Genomic DNA, 14,530 nt, shown 5'->3' on the forward strand with positions numbered 1-14,530 from the left:
GGACCGGTCGGGACGCGCCATGTCGTCCCGACCGGTCGCTCCGCGAACCGACTTGACGCACCCTCCCTCCGCATCCGCGGAACCGCTTGTTTCAGCCGATGGCGACCGTGAGTATCGGCCCCGTGACTGTGACACGAACGGCACGTCTCTCCGGCGCCGCCCTGTGCGGCGCGCTCGCCCTCGTCATCGTCGTCTGGCTGCTGAGCGACCTGGCCGCCTTCCGGTCGCCCGCCGAACTCCTCTGGTACTGGGCGGGGGACCGGGCCTTCCTGCTCCGCCGCAGGGCCGCCACCTCGCTCGTCGACCCGGTGCTGCTCATCGCCTACGTCGCCACCGCGTACGCCGCCCTGCGCTCCCCGCTCGCCGGGCCCGCGTTCGCCGCGACCGGGCTCACCACCCTCGCGCTGCGGCTCCCCGGCCTGTGGGCCGCCGGCGTCGACGCCCTGGTCACCAGCCTGCTCGCGCTCGCCCTCGCCGCCGGGCTCGTCGTCATCGCCGCCGCCGGCCGCCGCGACGCGCACGAGGGGGAGCCCGACGGTCCGGACCGCCCGCGCACCGGACCCGCCGTCGCCGCCGGGACGCTCTGCGGGCTCGCCGCGCTGGTCTGGACGGCCTGGGAGGTGCACTGGGCGAGCGCGCTGCCGGTCGAGTTCACCGTCGACCGGTTCACCGGCGGACGCTCCCTGCTGCTGCCCTCGCTCGCCGTCCCGCCCGGCTGGCTCGACGTCGTGCTGACCCTGCTGCTGCTCGCCGCCGCGGGCAGCGCCCTCACCCGGGCCCGGCACGCCCGGCCGGTCGGCCTCCTCGCCGGACTGCTGCTCACCGGCTGGGGCGCCGGGGGCGTGGCCACCGCGCTGCGGGCCGGCTGGTTCGGCGACCTCCCGCGCCTGGAGACCGACACCCTGCTCTCCGTCCTCACCTCCGTCTTCGCCGTGCTCGCCGGGACCGCCGTCATGGCGCTGCTCGCGCGGCCGGGGGCGCGGCGCGGCGCCCCGTACCGGCCCGTCGCGGCCCTGCCCCCGGCGCCGCCCGCGCAGCCGCCGCCCGGCTGGTGATCAGCCCAGGCCCAGCGCCCGCCGCAGGAAGTCCACCTGGAGCAGGAGCAGGTTCTCCGCCACCTGCTCCTGCGGGGTCATGTGCGTGACGCCCGACAGCGGCAGCACCTCGTGCGGGCGGCCGGCCGCGAGCAGCGCGGAGGAGAGCCGCAGGGTGTGCGCCATCACCACGTTGTCGTCGGCGAGCCCGTGGACGATCATCATCGGCCGGGCCGGCTCCACCGCCCCGCTCAGGCCCTCGTCGGTCACCAGCGAGTTCGCCGCGTAGACGGCCGGCTCCTCGTCCGGGTGACCCAGGTAGCGCTCGGTGTAGTGGGTGTCGTAGAGCCGCCAGTCCGTGACCGGGGCGCCCACCACGGCCGCGTGGAAGACGTCCGGACGGCGCAGCGCCGCCAGGGCGGCCAGGTAGCCGCCGTACGACCAGCCCCGGATGGCCACCCGCTCCAGGTCGAGCGGGAAGCGGCCGGCGAGCGCGTGGAGGGCCTCGATCTGGTCGTCCAGGGTGCCGGCGAAGTCCCGGCTGACCGACTTCTCCCAGGCGGGCGAGCGGCCCGGCATGCCGCGCCCGTCGGCGACGATCACGGCGAAGCCCTGCTCGGCGAACCACCGGGAGGTCAGATACGGGTGGTGCGCGGCGACCACCCGCTGCCCGTGCGGTCCCCCGTACGGGTCGAGGAGCACCGGCAGCGGCCCGTCACCCTCCGACCAGCCCGAAGGCAGCAGCACGGCGCACGGGATGCGGCGCGGGCCGGCCTCGACGAGCCGCACCCCGGCGGCGAGCGGGGGAATCTGGGCGTACGAGGCGACCTCGGCGACCGTCTTCCCGTCCCGCAGCACCCGCACCGCGCTCCCCGGGACGTCCGGCCGCGCCGAGGACAGCACCGTCACCGCGCCGGAGCGCACCGCTCCGTGCACGCCGACCCCTTCCGAGACCCGCTGGATGCCCCCGCTGCCCGCGATTCCCCCGGTTTCCCCGGTTCCGACCCGGTACACATGGATCTCACCGATCCCGGGAGCCTCCGCGGCCTCACCCGCCGACGCCGAGATCAGGACATCTTCAGCGCCCACGTCCAGCACCGCCCGCACGTGCAGCGTGCCGTCCGTCAGCGCCCGTTCCCCGACCGCGAGCACCCGCGCCCCGCCCTCGTCGGCGATCCGCACCAGCCGCCCGTCCGGCGTCCTGGCCGGGACCCCCGTGAACAGCTCCAGCCACACCGGATCCTCGTCCCGGCGCACCTCGCGCGTCGCCCCGGACCCCGCGTCGACCTCCAGATACGCCTGCGTGCGCTGGTCCCGGGCCTGGACGAGCAGCAGCGGCGCCCCGTCGCCCGACCAGTGCGCCCGGGCCAGGTACGGGAACGCCGCCCGGTCCCACACCACCTCCGTGCGGGCCCCGTCGAGGTCCACCAGGAACAGCCCCACCTCCGCGTTGGGCGTGCCCGCCGCCGGGTAGGCCACCGCGTGCGGCTCCCGCTCCGGGTGCGCCGGATCGGCGATCCACCAGCGCCGCACCGGACGTTCGTCCACCCGCGCCACCAGCAGCCGGTCCGAGGTCGGCGCCCACCAGAAGCCCCGGCTGCGGCCCATCTCCTCCGAGGCCGCGAACTCCGCGAGGCCGTACGTGACCCCCTCCGCCTCCGGCTCGGCCAGCGCCCGGTCCCCGCCCGCCGCCCGGCCGGGATCGGCGCCGGTCACCCGCAGCGCCCCGCCCGCCGCGTACGCGACGTACCGCCCGTCCGGCGAGGGCCGAGGGTCGACCACCGGCCCCGGCACCGGCAGTTCGCGCGCCGTGCCCGCCCGCAGCTCCGCCACGAACAGACGTCCGGACAGGGTGAACGCCGCCAACTCCACGGCCCCGTCCACGGCGTAGCCCACGATCCCGCCCGAGCCCTCCCGGCTGCGCTCCCGGCGGGCCCGCTCCTCCGCGGACAACTCCTCCTCCGCGCCCGCGAGCAGCGCCCGCGGGTCGGCCGCCGGCCGCTCGACGGGGGCGCCGTCGAGGCCGCCCGCGAGGTCCAGCACCCACAGCCCGTGCGAGCGGTCCGTCCCCGAGGAGGACCGCACGAACACCACCCGCCCGCCGTCCGGGGAGACGCTGAACGCGCGCGGGGCGCCGAGCGTGAACCGCTGCGTCCGCGCGTACCGGCGGGGGAACGACAGGGAGTCTCGTGACGTAGTCATGTGACCGAAACTAGCGTCCGTGCGCCCCCTCATGCCCCCGTACACCGATCGATGCGATCGCACGGATAGTTATGATCCGTAGCGCTAGGTGGGTATGCATCTCCTGGCACATGCCAACTGAAGGTCCGACCCGAAGAAGTATGGAGGTGAACCGCCGTGGCACTCTCGATTTCGGTGGTTGTGCTGCTGGCGATCGTCGTCTTCCTGCTCATCCGGAAATCCGGGCTCAAGGCCGGACACGCGGCGATCTGCGCGCTCCTCGGTTTCTACCTCGCGAGCTCGTCCATCGCCCCGTCCATCAGCACGCTCACCACGAACGTGGCGAGCATGATCGGCGGACTGAAGTTCTGACCTGCCGCTGTGCCGGTGGTCCCGCCTCGTAGGGTGGGACCATGACGGTTCTCCCTGCCCGTCGTCTGCTCCTGGTGCATGCCCACCCGGACGACGAGTCGATCAACAACGGCGCCACCATGGCCAGGTACGCGGCCGAGGGCGCCCAGGTCACCCTGGTGACCTGCACCCTGGGCGAGGAGGGCGAGGTCATCCCGCCCGAACTCGCCCACCTGGCACCCGACCGGGAGGACCGGCTCGGCGAGCGCCGGGTCGGTGAGCTCGACGCCGCGATGAAGGAGCTGGGCGTCACCGACCACCGCTTCCTCGGCGGCCCGGGGCGCTTCCGGGACTCCGGAATGATGGGCGCCGAGCAGAACCGGCGCCCGAACGCCTTCTGGAACACGCCCGTCGACACCGCGGCGCCGTACCTCGTCGAGGTGATCCGCGAGACCCGCCCGCAGGTCCTCGTCACCTACGATCCCGACGGCGGCTACGGCCACCCCGACCACATCCAGGCCCACCGGGTCGCCACCCGCGCCGCCGAACTGGCCGCCGACCCCGCCTACCGGCCCGAGCTCGGCCCCGCCCACGCCATCGCCAAGATCTACTGGAACCGGCTGCCGCGCCCGGTCGTCGAGGCCGGCTTCGCCCGGCTGCGCACCGAGGGCTCGGTCTTCCCGGCCGACGCGGAGATCGGCGACCTGCCCGGCGTCGTCGACACCGACCGGATCACCACCGAGATCGACGGCGGCAGCGCCCACGCGGCCCGCAAGACCGCCGCCATGCGCGCCCACGTCACCCAGATCGCCGTCGACGGGCCCTTCTTCGCCCTCTCGAACAACCTGGGCCAGCCGATCTTCACCACCGAGTACTACGAGCTGGTCCACGGCACGTCCGGCGCGCACGCGGGCGAACGCGAGACCGATCTGTTCGCCGGAGTCGCCTCGTGAAGGGGCGTTACGTCTGGTACGCGGTCCTCGTCGTCCTCGGCGCCCTCGTCGGGGCGGCCGGCTCCCTGGTCCAAGCCGCCTGGTTCCCGGCCGGGTTGCTGCTCGCCCTGCTCGCCTCCGCCGCCGTGTTCTACGGTGGCCGGATCGCCACCGGCACCCAGCTGGGCGTCGCGGCCTCCGGCGGCGGCTGGCTGATCGCCATCGTGGTGCTCAGCTTCGGGCGCCCCGAGGGTGACGGCCTGTTCGGCGGTGGTCTCGGGGAGATGGTCTTCCTGCTCGGCGGCATGGCCGTCGCTGTGATGTGCGCCACGATGGGCCGCCTGTCCCGACCGGCCCCGTGAACAGGCCCACTTGACCCGGCCGTGACCTGACGCCCGGGCCGGACATCCCCCGGTCCGGCCTGACTTCGGCCGGATTGCCCATGGCCGATCCACGCCGGGTCGGGTACAGAGCGGCGGCGGCCAGTATGGTGGTGCGCGCCGTCGACCGCCCCGATCACCATGAGCGTCAGCAAAAGCGGGCGGCGGAGCCAACCGGGAGATCCTGCTTTGAGTCGTGAAACTGGTCGAGAGACTGACAGTTCGTCCTCCGGCGCCCAGGCGCGCGGCGGGGCCGCTTACCCCTCGGGCACCCCTCCGTACGGGATCCGCCCGGGCCAGGAGGCGATGGAGGAGGCCCCCGCGGCCTCCGCACCGCCGGAGGAGCCCAAGACCGAGACCACGCTGACGACCCGTATCCGGATCAACATCCCGGGTTCGCGTCCGATCCCGCCCGTGGTCGTCCGCAAGCCCGTCGCCGACGCCGCCCCCGACGTCCAGGCGAAGGCCCAGGCACAGGCCCAGGCGAAGGCCCAGGCGCAGGCGCAGGCCCGGGTCCAGGCCCCGGTGGCCGAGCCCGAGCCGCCGCGCCCGGAGCCGGTGCCCGAGCCCGAGCCGGTCGCCCCGGCCGAGCCGCCCCGGGCCGAGGAGAAGCCCACCAGCGACTGGTTCGCCCCGCGCAAGCCGGCCGGTGCCGCTCCCGCCCCGAAGCCCGCCGCCGCGCCGGCCCTCCCGCCGGGCCCGGTCACGCCCGCGACGCCCGCGCCGGCCGCCGCCGCGCCCGGCTTCGCCGGCGGCTCCGCCTCCGACGGCGTCCCGTCGACCGCCAGCACCACCCAGAGCATGCCGATCGTCACGCCGCTGACCGGCGGCCCCGGCCACACGCCCGCGGGCGGCACGCCGGTGTTCGACCCCGGCGCCGGCAACCCGCTCTACGACAGCGGCCCGGGCCACACGCCCGCCGCCGGCACGCCCGTCGTCACCCCGCCCGCCGGCCCGACCACCGGCCCCGTCACCGGCGGCAGCCCGGTCGTCGGACCCGGCCACCCGCGGGGCGGCGCCCCGGCGAACGGGATGCCCGGCATGCCCGGCATGACGGACGCGCTGCGCATGTCGGACGACACCGCGATCCTGACCCCGCAGAGCCCCGCGCCGCACGACGGCGCCCACGCCTCGGGGGCCACGCTCACCAGCGGCATGCAGGCCGTCACGCCGGGCGCGGCCCCGCGGATCCCCGAGCGGCAGGACCCGGCCTTCGACGGCGGCCACGGCTCCTACGACGAGCCCGACGCCTACGACGAGCCCGCGCCCGCCCCGGCCCGCAAGCCCGCCCCGGCGCCCGCCAAGAAGGGCCGCTCCAAGCTGGTCCTCGCCGGTGTCGGCGTGGTCGTCCTCACCGGTCTCGCCTACGGCGCCGGACTCCTCCTCAACCACTCCGACGTCCCCAAGGGCACCACCGTGCTCGGCGTGGACATCGGCGGCGGCACCAAGGAGGAGGCGGTCGGCAAGCTGGAGGCGGCCCTGGGCAAGCGCGCCCACGCCCCGCTCCGGCTCGACGTCGGCGGCAGGAAGACCGAGCTGGCCCCCGACAAGGCGGGCCTCGCCCTGGACGCGCAGGAGACCGTGCGCGCCGCCGCCGGCAGCGACTACAACCCGATGTCCGTCATCGGCTCCCTCTTCGGCGGCGCGCGCGTCGCCCAGCCGGTCTTCCCGGTCGACGAGGAGAAGCTGGGCGTGGCCCTCACCGACCTGGCCGGCAGCTCCGGCTCGGCCACCGAGGGCACGATCGTCTTCTCCCCCGGCAAGGTCACCGCCGTCGAGGGCAAGCCGGGCAAGGGCCTGGACGTCCAGCGCTCGATGATCGCCGTCAAGGACGCCTACCGCGCCCAGGTCGAGACGGGCACGGCGAAGTCCGTCGCGCTGCCCGTCGTCACCCGGCAGCCCACCGTCACCAAGGCCGAGCTGGACCGGGCGATGAAGGAATTCGCGGAGCCCGCGATGTCCGGCCTGATCCGGATCAAGGCCGGCCCGAAGCACATCGACTTCGGCCCGGCCCGGTCGCTCCCGAAGATCCTCTCCATGCGGGCCGTCGACGGGAAGCTGGTCGAGGTCTACGACAAGGAGGCCATCACCGACCTCCTCGACGGCGTCTTCACCGGAGTCATGATCACCAAGGGCGACGGCAGCAAGCACGAGGTCTCCGCCGACGACGTGGCCTTCGTGATGCGCGACGCCCTGCGCGGCAAGGGCCTCACCGAGCGCACCAGGACGATCGACCTGAGCGGCGAGGGCTGACCCTCCCGCACCCGGAGACCGCGGTACGGGGACGGGGGCCCGCCCCCCGCCCCGTACCGCGTCTTCGCGGCCCGTGCCTCAGTTGAGCAGCGCGCGGGCCGCCTTCGCGCGCTGCCGGATCGCCTCGGCGGCGCTCGGCTCGACCGCGTCCATGACCGTCGCGTACGCCTCCATCTCGACCGCCCCGGTGAGGAAGTCGCCGCGCTGGACGAGCAGCTCCGCGCGCTCGTAGCGCAGCCGGGCCGGGTGGGAGGGCAGCATCAGGGAGAGGTCGACCGCCCACAGGGCGACGTCGGAGCACTCGGGGCGCGCGGTGGCCCAGGCGCGGATGTTGTTCAGGACCCGCAGCACGATCGCGGTGGGCGAGGCGGGGCGCAGCATCGAGGGGTCGAGCGCCTCGCCGGTGGCGCCCGCGACGAGGAGCTCGGCGTCGGCGCCGGTCATCGCCCGGCCGCCGGCGAACGGGTCGGCCAGCCGGAGGTCGCCCGGGTCGCCGAAGCCGACGACGAAGTGGCCGGGCAGGCCGAGGCCGTAGACGTGCGCCCCGGCCCGGCGGGCCACCTCCATCCACACCACCGACAGCAGGATCGGCAGCCCGCGGCGGCGCCGCAGCACCTCGTGCAGCAGGGAGGACTCCAGCCGCTGGTAGTCGGCGGGGACGCCCTGGAAGCCCTCGCGGCGGCCGAGCAGGTCGGAGAGCGCCGCTACCCACGCGTCGGCGCCGCGCGTCCCGTACGGCACGAGCCCGGCGAGCCGGTCCAGCTCGATCTCCGCCGCGTCCAGGTCGGCCTGGGTCACCGACGGGTCGGCCACCGCGCCGACCAGCAGGCAGAGGCGGGCGAGGTCGGGCTGTTCCGCCCGGGCCTCCTCCGCGAACTCCCGCCGCCAGTCGGTCATGCGCCCGTCCATCGGTAGTGGTGGTAGTGGTGGTGGACCGCGAAGCCCATCCCGTCGTACAGCGCCCGCGCGCCGCCGTTGTCCGCCTCCACCTGGAGCCAGGCGGCCGACGCGCCCTCGTCGAGCGCCCGGCGGGCGAGCGCCGTCATGACGGACGTGGCCAGGCCGCGGCGCCGGTGGGCGGGGTCGACCTCCACCGCCATGAACCCGGCCCAGCGCCCGTCCACCACACAGCGTCCGATCGCCGCCGGTATGTCTCCCGTGCCCGGTACGGAGGCGAACCACACACTCGGGCCGCTGCCGAGCACCTTCAGGACCTGCGGGCCGGGCTCGCCGGAGCGCTGGTAGCGGCGCAGCCAGTCCTCGTCGAAGGAGCGGTCGAGCCGGACGGCGTCGACGTCGGCGTCGAGGTCGCCGATCGGGGCGAGCGCCGCGATCCGCACCTCGGCCGAGACCTCCCGCCGCCAGTCCCGCCGCTCCAGCTCGGCGCAGAGCAGCTCCTGGGTGTCCGCGGCGCCGGTGGCGGCCTGGACGTACGCGGGCAGCTCCCGGGCCGCGTACCAGTCCCGTACGCGGTCCAGGGCGGCGTCCAGCGGCAGCCCGGGGTCGCCCAGCGGCAGCGCCGAGTTGGCCCGCCGGGTGAATCCGCCGGCCGCCCGCAGCGTCCACTCGCCGAGCCGCTCGCTCTCCGGCGGCTGCCAGGCGCGGGCGGTGGCGCGGGCGAGTTCGGGGAAGGTCGCGGCGGGGCCGCGGCGGCGGGCCGGGGCGGCGGGGACGGTCTTGCCCGCGACGAGGGCGGATTCCGCGATCCGGACGGCCTCCCCGGTCCTGCGTGTGATCAGCAGCACACCGTCTTCCCACGATGTGAGAACACCGACCGCGTCCGTGAACCTCTCACCCGGCGCACCCGAGTCCGTCACGTACCGAACAGAGACGCGTTTTCCCACGTCAGAGCTGCTTATACGGACTTCGAGACGTCCTCCACCGGCGAATTCCACAGCTTCTTAGCCCCTCCTGTTCGGATCGCCCCCGAGAACGGAGATACTAGGGGCGGGCATCGACGACGCCGCGCTCCCGCGCAGACCAGCCCTATCGAGGAGGAACGACAGCGTGACCTACGTCATCGCGCAGCCTTGTGTCGACGTCAAGGACAAGGCGTGCATCGAGGAGTGCCCCGTCGACTGCATCTACGAGGGCCAGCGGTCCTTGTACATCCACCCGGACGAATGCGTCGACTGCGGGGCCTGTGAGCCGGTCTGCCCGGTCGAGGCGATCTTCTACGAGGACGACACCCCGGACGAGTGGAAGGACTACTACAAGGCGAACGTCGAGTTCTTCGACGAGCTCGGCTCGCCCGGTGGTGCTTCCAAGCTGGGCCTGATCGAGCGGGACCACCCCTTCATCGCCGCCCTGCCGCCGCAGAACGGCTGATCACCCGCCCTCGGTCCCGTACGGCATCGTCCGCTGTACGGGGCCGACGCGTTTGCCGACGCAGACGCCGACGCATCTCCCGCGTACGAACGAGGAAGTGAGCCAACCCGTGAGCGCAGTCTCTTCGCGCCTGCCCGTCTTCCCCTGGGACAAGCTGGAGCCGTACAAGAAGACGGCGACGGCCCACCCGGACGGGATCGTGGACCTGTCCGTGGGCACCCCGGTCGACCCGGTGCCCGCGCTGATCCAGGACGCCCTGGTCGCCGCGGCGGACTCGCCGGGCTATCCCACGGTGTGGGGCACGAAGGAACTGCGGGACGCGCTCACCGGCTGGTGCGAGCGGCGCCTGGGCGCCACCGGCTTCGCCCACGAGAACGTGCTGCCGGTGGTCGGCTCCAAGGAGCTGGTGGCCTGGCTGCCGACCCAGCTGGGCCTCGGCGCCGGCGACCGGGTCGCCTACCCGCGGCTCGCCTACCCGACGTACGAGGTGGGCGCGCGGCTGTGCGGCGCGGAAGCCGTCGTCTACGACGACCCGACCGAGCTCGACCCGGCCGGCCTGAAGCTGCTCTGGCTCAACTCCCCGTCCAACCCGACGGGCAGGGTCCTCGGCAAGGACGAGCTGACCCGGATCGTCGCCTGGGCGCGCGAGCACGGCGTCCTCGTCTTCTCCGACGAGTGCTACCTGGAGCTGGGCTGGGAGGCCGACCCGGTCTCGGTGCTGCACCCGGACGTCTCCGGCGGCTCGTACGAGGGCATCGTGGCCGTCCACTCGCTGTCCAAGCGCTCCAACCTGGCCGGCTACCGCGCCGCGTTCGTCGCGGGCGACGCGGCCGTCCTGGGCGAGCTGCTCCAGATCCGCAAGCACGGCGGCATGATGACCGCGGCCCCGGTCCAGGCGGCCACGGTCGCCGCGCTCGGCGACGACGCGCACGTGGCCGAGCAGCGCGAGCGGTACGCGGCCCGGCGCGCCGCCCTGCGCGCGGCCCTGGAGGCGCACGGCTTCCGCATCGAGCACAGCGAGGCCAGCCTCTACCTGTGGGCGACCCGGGACGAGCCCTGCTGGGACACGGTGGCCTACCTCGCCGAGAAGGGCGTCCTGGTGGCGCCCGGCGACTTCTACGGCGAGGCCGGCGAGCGCTTCGTGCGGGTCGCGTTCACGGCGACCGACGAGCGGGTCGAGGCCGCGGTCAAGCGCCTGGGCTGACCGGCGGCGGACGCGAGTGAGGGCCCGGGGGGCGGTGCGCCCCGGGCCCTCACGCATGTGCGGCGGAGGTCAGCCGCCGAGCGGCAGACCGCCACCGAGCGGCAGGGTCGGGGCGGGCACGCCCTTGGTGGGCAGGCCGCCCAGGGTGCCGCCGGTCGGGCCCTCGGCGCTCTCGGCGGCGGCGCCCGCGGTCTGGCCGACGACCTCGCCCGCGCTGCCGGCCGCTTCGCCCGCGACCTGCTGGGCGGCCGGCGTGGCGGTCTTGCCCGCCGTGCCCAGGGTCTTGCCGGCCGCCGGAACGGCGGTGCCGACGGCCTTGCTGCCGGTCTCGCCGACGACGCCGGTCGCGGTCTGCGAGGCGGTGTCGAGCGCGGAGCCGGTGGCGGCGCCGTCGAGCTGGGTCAGACCCGACAGGGCGCCGGTCGGGGCGAGGGACTGGTCCGCGGCGCTCGCGGCGCCGGCCGCACCGACCACCGGCACTGCTCCGGCCGCGACGAGCAGGGCGGCGCGGGCGATCCGACGGGTCAGGGGGAGGGACATGGTGCTCCTTCAGCGGAGGGGGGCGTTTGCGGTGGGACGCAGTGACAACCGGCCGTGGGGCGGGGGAGGTTGCGGAGGCTGAAGGTAAAGACTGGGTAATGCGTCATATCGTCGGGCGGGGAGGAAAGCGGACGAACACGCCCAGGTGCCGTCGTCTGCCGAACCGTCACTTCCCTTGTGCGGCAAGGGGGTTGCCGTGACATGACATGCGACGGGAAAGCTGCCCGGAGAGCTCTTCGGCGCACCCGCCGGATGACACGTCCGGGGGACAGTCCGTACGACTGCCCGTGCGGCCTCGCGGGCTTCGCGGGCTTGAACCTGGGGCCTTGCGGCGCCGTTTCGGGGAGTGGCGCTATCCGGTTTGGAGAGTGCCGCTATCTGGCGGTGAGCCTCAGCCGGACCCAGGAACCGTCCGTGCCCTCGGAGCCGTTCGCCCCCGCGGCCCCCTTGGCGCCGCGAGCCTTCCGCACCGGCTCCCACTCGCCCGACGAGTCGTCCGCGCGCCAGACCCGGTCCGCGTACGCCACCTCGGCGACGCGCAGCTCGTCCGCCCGCGCCACCGCCCACTGCGCCAGCTCCCAGCCGCGCTGCTCCCGCGAGCCCGTGGCCGCCCGCACCGGCAGGGAGAGCTCGACGGCCGCCGCCCCCGCGCCCGGCGCGCCCGAAGGCGCACCCGAGGCGTCCCGGGGCGTCGCACGGGGCTTCGCCCGCTCGCCGAAGGCGCGGACCACCTCGTCCCGCACCCGCGCCGGATCGCCCGGCCGGCCCTCCGCCAGGTCCGCCGTGCACGCCAGCGAGGCCGGCGACCGGCCGGTCAGCGCCGCCGACAGCAGCGCAGCGTCCGGCTCGTGCTTCGCGTACGCCTGCGGGAAACCGCTGCGCTGCACCTTCTGCGCCGCCACCGTCAGCGGCAGCCGCGAATACCCCGGGACCTTCTCCAGACCTTCGTAGAACTTCCCCGAGGCGTACACCGGGTCGAGGATCTGCTCCGGCGTCCCCCAGCCCTGCGAGGGGCGTTGCTGGAACAGGCCGAGCGAGTCACGGTCGCCGTGCTCGATGTTGTACAGCGCCGACTCCTGCAGCGCCGTCGCCAGCGCGATCGTCACCGCCCGCTCCGGCATCCCCCGGGTGGTGCCCACGGCCGCGATCGTCGCCGCGTTGGACGCCTGCTCCGGGGTGAACTCGTACCGGTTCGTCCCGCTTCCGATACTGCACCGCGGCGCGCCCTTGCTCCCCGTGACGTAGTGCACGGCGACATACGCGACCAGCCCGAGGAGCACGGCGAACGCGGCCGTGAACCGGGTGAGACGCCCGCGACGTGCGGGGCTGGGGGGACGGGTGGGCTCGGACACGCGCCCCACCGTACTGGAGGCCGCGTTAGGGTCGGCACATGGCTGACACCGCTCCTGGAGAGACTCCGCTGGACCTCACGCTCGACGGCGCCGCGCTGACCGCCGCCCTGGTCGACTTCCCGTCCGTCAGCGGCACCGAGAAGCCGCTCGCCGACGCGATCGAGCAGGCCCTGCGCGGACTGCCGCACCTCACCGTCGACCGGTACGGCAACAACGTCGTCGCGCGCACGCAGCTCGGCCACGGCGAGCGGGTCGTCCTCGCCGGACACATCGACACCGTCCCCATCGCCGACAACGTGCCCTCCCGGCTCGACGAGGACGGCATCCTGTGGGGCTGCGGCACCTCCGACATGAAGTCGGGCGTCGCCGTGCAGCTGCGGATCGCCGCCACCGTCCCCGCGCCCAACCGCGACCTCACCTTCGTCTTCTACGACAACGAGGAGGTCGCCGCCCACCTCAACGGCCTCGGCAAGATCGCCGACGCCCACCCGGACTGGCTCGCGGGCGACTTCGCCGTACTCCTGGAGCCCTCCTTCGGCGAGGTCGAGGGCGGCTGCCAGGGCACCCTGCGCGTCAAGCTGCACACCACCGGCGAGCGGGCCCACTCCGCGCGCTCCTGGATGGGATCCAACGCCATCCACGCCGCCGCCCCCATCCTCGCCCGCCTCGCCGCCTACGAGCCGCGCAAGCCGGTCATCGACGGCCTGGAGTTCCACGAGGGCCTCAACGCCGTCGGCATCGAGGGCGGCGTCGCCACCAACGTCATCCCCGACGCCTGCGTGGTCACCGTCAACTACCGCTACGCCCCCGACCTCTCCCCGGAGCAGGCCGTGGCCCACGTGCGCGAGGTCTTCGCGGACTGCGGCGTCGCCGAGTTCGAGATCGACGACGAGAGCGGCGGCGCGCTGCCCGGCCTCTCGCACCCCGCCGCCGCGGCCTTCATGAAGGCGGTCGGCGGCAGCGCCCGCCCCAAGTTCGGCTGGACCGACGTCGCCCGCTTCAGCGCGCTGGGCGTCCCCGCGGTCAACTACGGGCCCGGCGACCCGATCTACGCGCACAAGCGCGACGAGCACGTGCACGTCGAGCGGATCCACCACTGCGAGGCAAGGCTCCGCGACTGGCTGACCGACTGATTCCCGGAATTTCGCTTTTCGTCACCTCTGTGGACCTACCCTGACCGGACCGGAAGATCAGTGGAACGGTGAAAGGAGCAGGCCATGGGTGTACCCGAGGAGCCGAAGAAGCCGGAGGAGCAGAGGCTGGGACCGGTGCTCAGGCGCCGTGACCAGGTCCAGCCCGGCACCACGGACCAGCGTCTGCTCGACACCGAGGGCGACTCGGAGTGGGTGCACACCGACCCCTGGCGGGTCATGCGCATCCAGTCCGAGTTCGTCGAGGGCTTCGGCGCCCTGGCCGAACTGCCGAGCGCGATCAGCGTCTTCGGCTCGGCCCGCACCAAGCCCGACTCGCCCGAGTACGAGGCCGGTGTGCGCATCGGCCACGCGCTCGTCGAGGCGGGCTTCGCGGTCATCACCGGCGGCGGCCCGGGCGCCATGGAGGCGGCCAACAAGGGCGCCCGGGAGGCCAAGGGCGTCTCCGTGGGCCTCGGCATCGAGCTCCCCTTCGAGCAGGGCCTCAACCAGCACGTCGACATCGGCGTGAACTTCCGCTACTTCTTCGTCCGCAAGACGATGTTCGTGAAGTACGCGCAGGGCTTCGTCGTCCTGCCCGGCGGCCTCGGCACCCTCGACGAGCTCTTCGAGGCCCTGACCCTGGTCCAGACCCGCAAGGTCACCCGCTTCCCGATCGTCCTCTTCGGCACCGCGTACTGGAAGGGCCTCGTCGACTGGCTCCGCGACTCCGTCGTGGCCGGCGGCAAGGCATCCGAGCACGACCTCCTCCTCTTCCACCTCACGGACGACGTGGACGAGGCGGTCGCGCTGGTGACGAAGGAGGTCGGGCGCTAGGACCCCGG

At 74.3% G+C, this 14,530-nt stretch carries 14 protein-coding genes; 9 read left to right on the top strand and 5 right to left on the bottom strand.

Going from position 1 to position 14,530, the window contains the following annotated elements; all coding sequences use genetic code 11:
- Positions 1 to 122: 122 nt before the first annotated feature.
- Complete coding sequence (locus AB0Q96_RS27305) at positions 123 to 1,055, top strand: hypothetical protein (protein ID WP_365329934.1); 933 nt, start codon at positions 123 to 125, stop codon at positions 1,053 to 1,055.
- Here the strand turns inward: AB0Q96_RS27305 and AB0Q96_RS27310 are convergent, their stop codons facing one another.
- On the bottom strand, positions 1,056 to 3,236 hold the full coding sequence (locus AB0Q96_RS27310) for an alpha/beta fold hydrolase (RefSeq protein ID WP_365329936.1): 2,181 nt from the start codon (positions 3,234 to 3,236) through the stop codon (positions 1,056 to 1,058).
- A gap of 156 nt (positions 3,237 to 3,392) precedes the next feature.
- On the opposite strand from AB0Q96_RS27310, the gene AB0Q96_RS27315 reads away from it, so the two are divergent.
- The 4 genes from AB0Q96_RS27315 to AB0Q96_RS27330 all read left to right on the top strand — a co-directional run bounded on the left by AB0Q96_RS27315 (position 3,393) and on the right by AB0Q96_RS27330 (position 7,131).
- Positions 3,393 to 3,587 carry a hypothetical protein gene (locus AB0Q96_RS27315; protein WP_046911704.1) on the top strand — a complete coding sequence of 65 codons (195 nt, stop codon included), beginning with the start codon at positions 3,393 to 3,395 and terminating at the stop codon, positions 3,585 to 3,587.
- Between the two features lie 41 nt (positions 3,588 to 3,628).
- The gene (mshB, locus tag AB0Q96_RS27320; protein ID WP_365329939.1) at positions 3,629 to 4,519 is read left to right on the top strand and encodes an N-acetyl-1-D-myo-inositol-2-amino-2-deoxy-alpha-D-glucopyranoside deacetylase; all 891 of its coding nucleotides are present in this window, start codon (positions 3,629 to 3,631) and stop codon (positions 4,517 to 4,519) included.
- Positions 4,516 to 4,860 carry a DUF6113 family protein gene (locus tag AB0Q96_RS27325; protein ID WP_365329941.1) on the top strand — a complete coding sequence of 115 codons (345 nt, stop codon included), beginning with the start codon at positions 4,516 to 4,518 and terminating at the stop codon, positions 4,858 to 4,860. The genes mshB and AB0Q96_RS27325 overlap by 4 nt, the downstream gene beginning before the upstream one ends.
- 324 nt (positions 4,861 to 5,184) lie before the next feature.
- Positions 5,185 to 7,131, top strand: coding sequence for a hypothetical protein (locus tag AB0Q96_RS27330; protein ID WP_365329943.1), 1,947 nt, complete (start codon positions 5,185 to 5,187; stop codon positions 7,129 to 7,131).
- A 78-nt stretch (positions 7,132 to 7,209) separates the two neighbouring features.
- On the opposite strand, the gene AB0Q96_RS27335 is transcribed toward AB0Q96_RS27330, so the two are convergent.
- Together AB0Q96_RS27335 and AB0Q96_RS27340 are read right to left on the bottom strand one after the other, a co-directional pair.
- A complete protein-coding gene (locus AB0Q96_RS27335; RefSeq protein WP_365329945.1) occupies positions 7,210 to 8,028 on the bottom strand; it encodes a transglutaminase-like domain-containing protein in 819 nt (272 codons plus the stop codon).
- The gene (locus AB0Q96_RS27340) at positions 8,025 to 9,026 is read right to left on the bottom strand and encodes a GNAT family N-acetyltransferase (protein ID WP_365329947.1); all 1,002 of its coding nucleotides are present in this window, start codon (positions 9,024 to 9,026) and stop codon (positions 8,025 to 8,027) included. The genes AB0Q96_RS27335 and AB0Q96_RS27340 overlap by 4 nt, the downstream gene beginning before the upstream one ends.
- 112 nt (positions 9,027 to 9,138) lie before the next feature.
- Here AB0Q96_RS27340 and fdxA point away from each other — a divergent pair, with 112 nt between their 5' ends.
- Both fdxA and AB0Q96_RS27350 read left to right on the top strand, forming a co-directional pair.
- Positions 9,139 to 9,459 (top strand): ferredoxin, encoded by a 321-nt coding sequence (gene fdxA / locus AB0Q96_RS27345; RefSeq protein ID WP_046911647.1) that lies wholly within the window; start codon positions 9,139 to 9,141, stop codon positions 9,457 to 9,459.
- Positions 9,460 to 9,568: 109 nt separating this feature from the next.
- Positions 9,569 to 10,663, top strand: coding sequence for a bifunctional succinyldiaminopimelate transaminase/glutamate-prephenate aminotransferase (locus AB0Q96_RS27350; protein ID WP_365329949.1), 1,095 nt, complete (start codon positions 9,569 to 9,571; stop codon positions 10,661 to 10,663).
- Positions 10,664 to 10,732: 69 nt separating this feature from the next.
- Here the strand turns inward: AB0Q96_RS27350 and AB0Q96_RS27355 are convergent, their stop codons facing one another.
- Both AB0Q96_RS27355 and AB0Q96_RS27360 read right to left on the bottom strand, forming a co-directional pair.
- A complete protein-coding gene (locus tag AB0Q96_RS27355; protein ID WP_365329951.1) occupies positions 10,733 to 11,203 on the bottom strand; it encodes an ATP-binding protein in 471 nt (156 codons plus the stop codon).
- Between the two features lie 374 nt (positions 11,204 to 11,577).
- Positions 11,578 to 12,555, bottom strand: coding sequence for a hypothetical protein (locus tag AB0Q96_RS27360; protein WP_365329953.1), 978 nt, complete (start codon positions 12,553 to 12,555; stop codon positions 11,578 to 11,580).
- Positions 12,556 to 12,593: 38 nt separating this feature from the next.
- Here AB0Q96_RS27360 and dapE point away from each other — a divergent pair, with 38 nt between their 5' ends.
- Together dapE and AB0Q96_RS27370 are read left to right on the top strand one after the other, a co-directional pair.
- Positions 12,594 to 13,688, top strand: a complete 1,095-nt coding sequence (gene dapE, locus AB0Q96_RS27365; protein ID WP_365329955.1) for a succinyl-diaminopimelate desuccinylase — start codon at positions 12,594 to 12,596, stop codon at positions 13,686 to 13,688.
- Between the two features lie 84 nt (positions 13,689 to 13,772).
- On the top strand, positions 13,773 to 14,522 hold the full coding sequence (locus AB0Q96_RS27370; RefSeq protein ID WP_365329957.1) for a TIGR00730 family Rossman fold protein: 750 nt from the start codon (positions 13,773 to 13,775) through the stop codon (positions 14,520 to 14,522).
- The last annotated feature ends 8 nt before the right edge of the window (positions 14,523 to 14,530 follow it).

Source organism: Streptomyces sp. NPDC093111, assembly GCF_040683955.1.
GTDB lineage: Bacteria > Actinomycetota > Actinomycetes > Streptomycetales > Streptomycetaceae > Streptomyces.

Bases quoted from the DNA above. Each gene is read 5' to 3' on its own strand.
- AB0Q96_RS27310 (WP_365329936.1), bottom strand. From the start codon at position 3,236: ATGACTACGTCACGAGACTCCCTGTCGTTCCCCCGCCGGTACGCGCGG.
- mshB (WP_365329939.1), top strand. From the start codon at position 3,629: ATGACGGTTCTCCCTGCCCGTCGTCTGCTCCTGGTGCATGCCCACCCG.
- AB0Q96_RS27330 (WP_365329943.1), top strand. From the start codon at position 5,185: ATGGAGGAGGCCCCCGCGGCCTCCGCACCGCCGGAGGAGCCCAAGACC.
- AB0Q96_RS27335 (WP_365329945.1), bottom strand. From the start codon at position 8,028: ATGACCGACTGGCGGCGGGAGTTCGCGGAGGAGGCCCGGGCGGAACAG.
- AB0Q96_RS27355 (WP_365329951.1), bottom strand. From the start codon at position 11,203: ATGTCCCTCCCCCTGACCCGTCGGATCGCCCGCGCCGCCCTGCTCGTC.
- dapE (WP_365329955.1), top strand. From the start codon at position 12,594: ATGGCTGACACCGCTCCTGGAGAGACTCCGCTGGACCTCACGCTCGAC.
- AB0Q96_RS27370 (WP_365329957.1), top strand. From the start codon at position 13,773: ATGGGTGTACCCGAGGAGCCGAAGAAGCCGGAGGAGCAGAGGCTGGGA.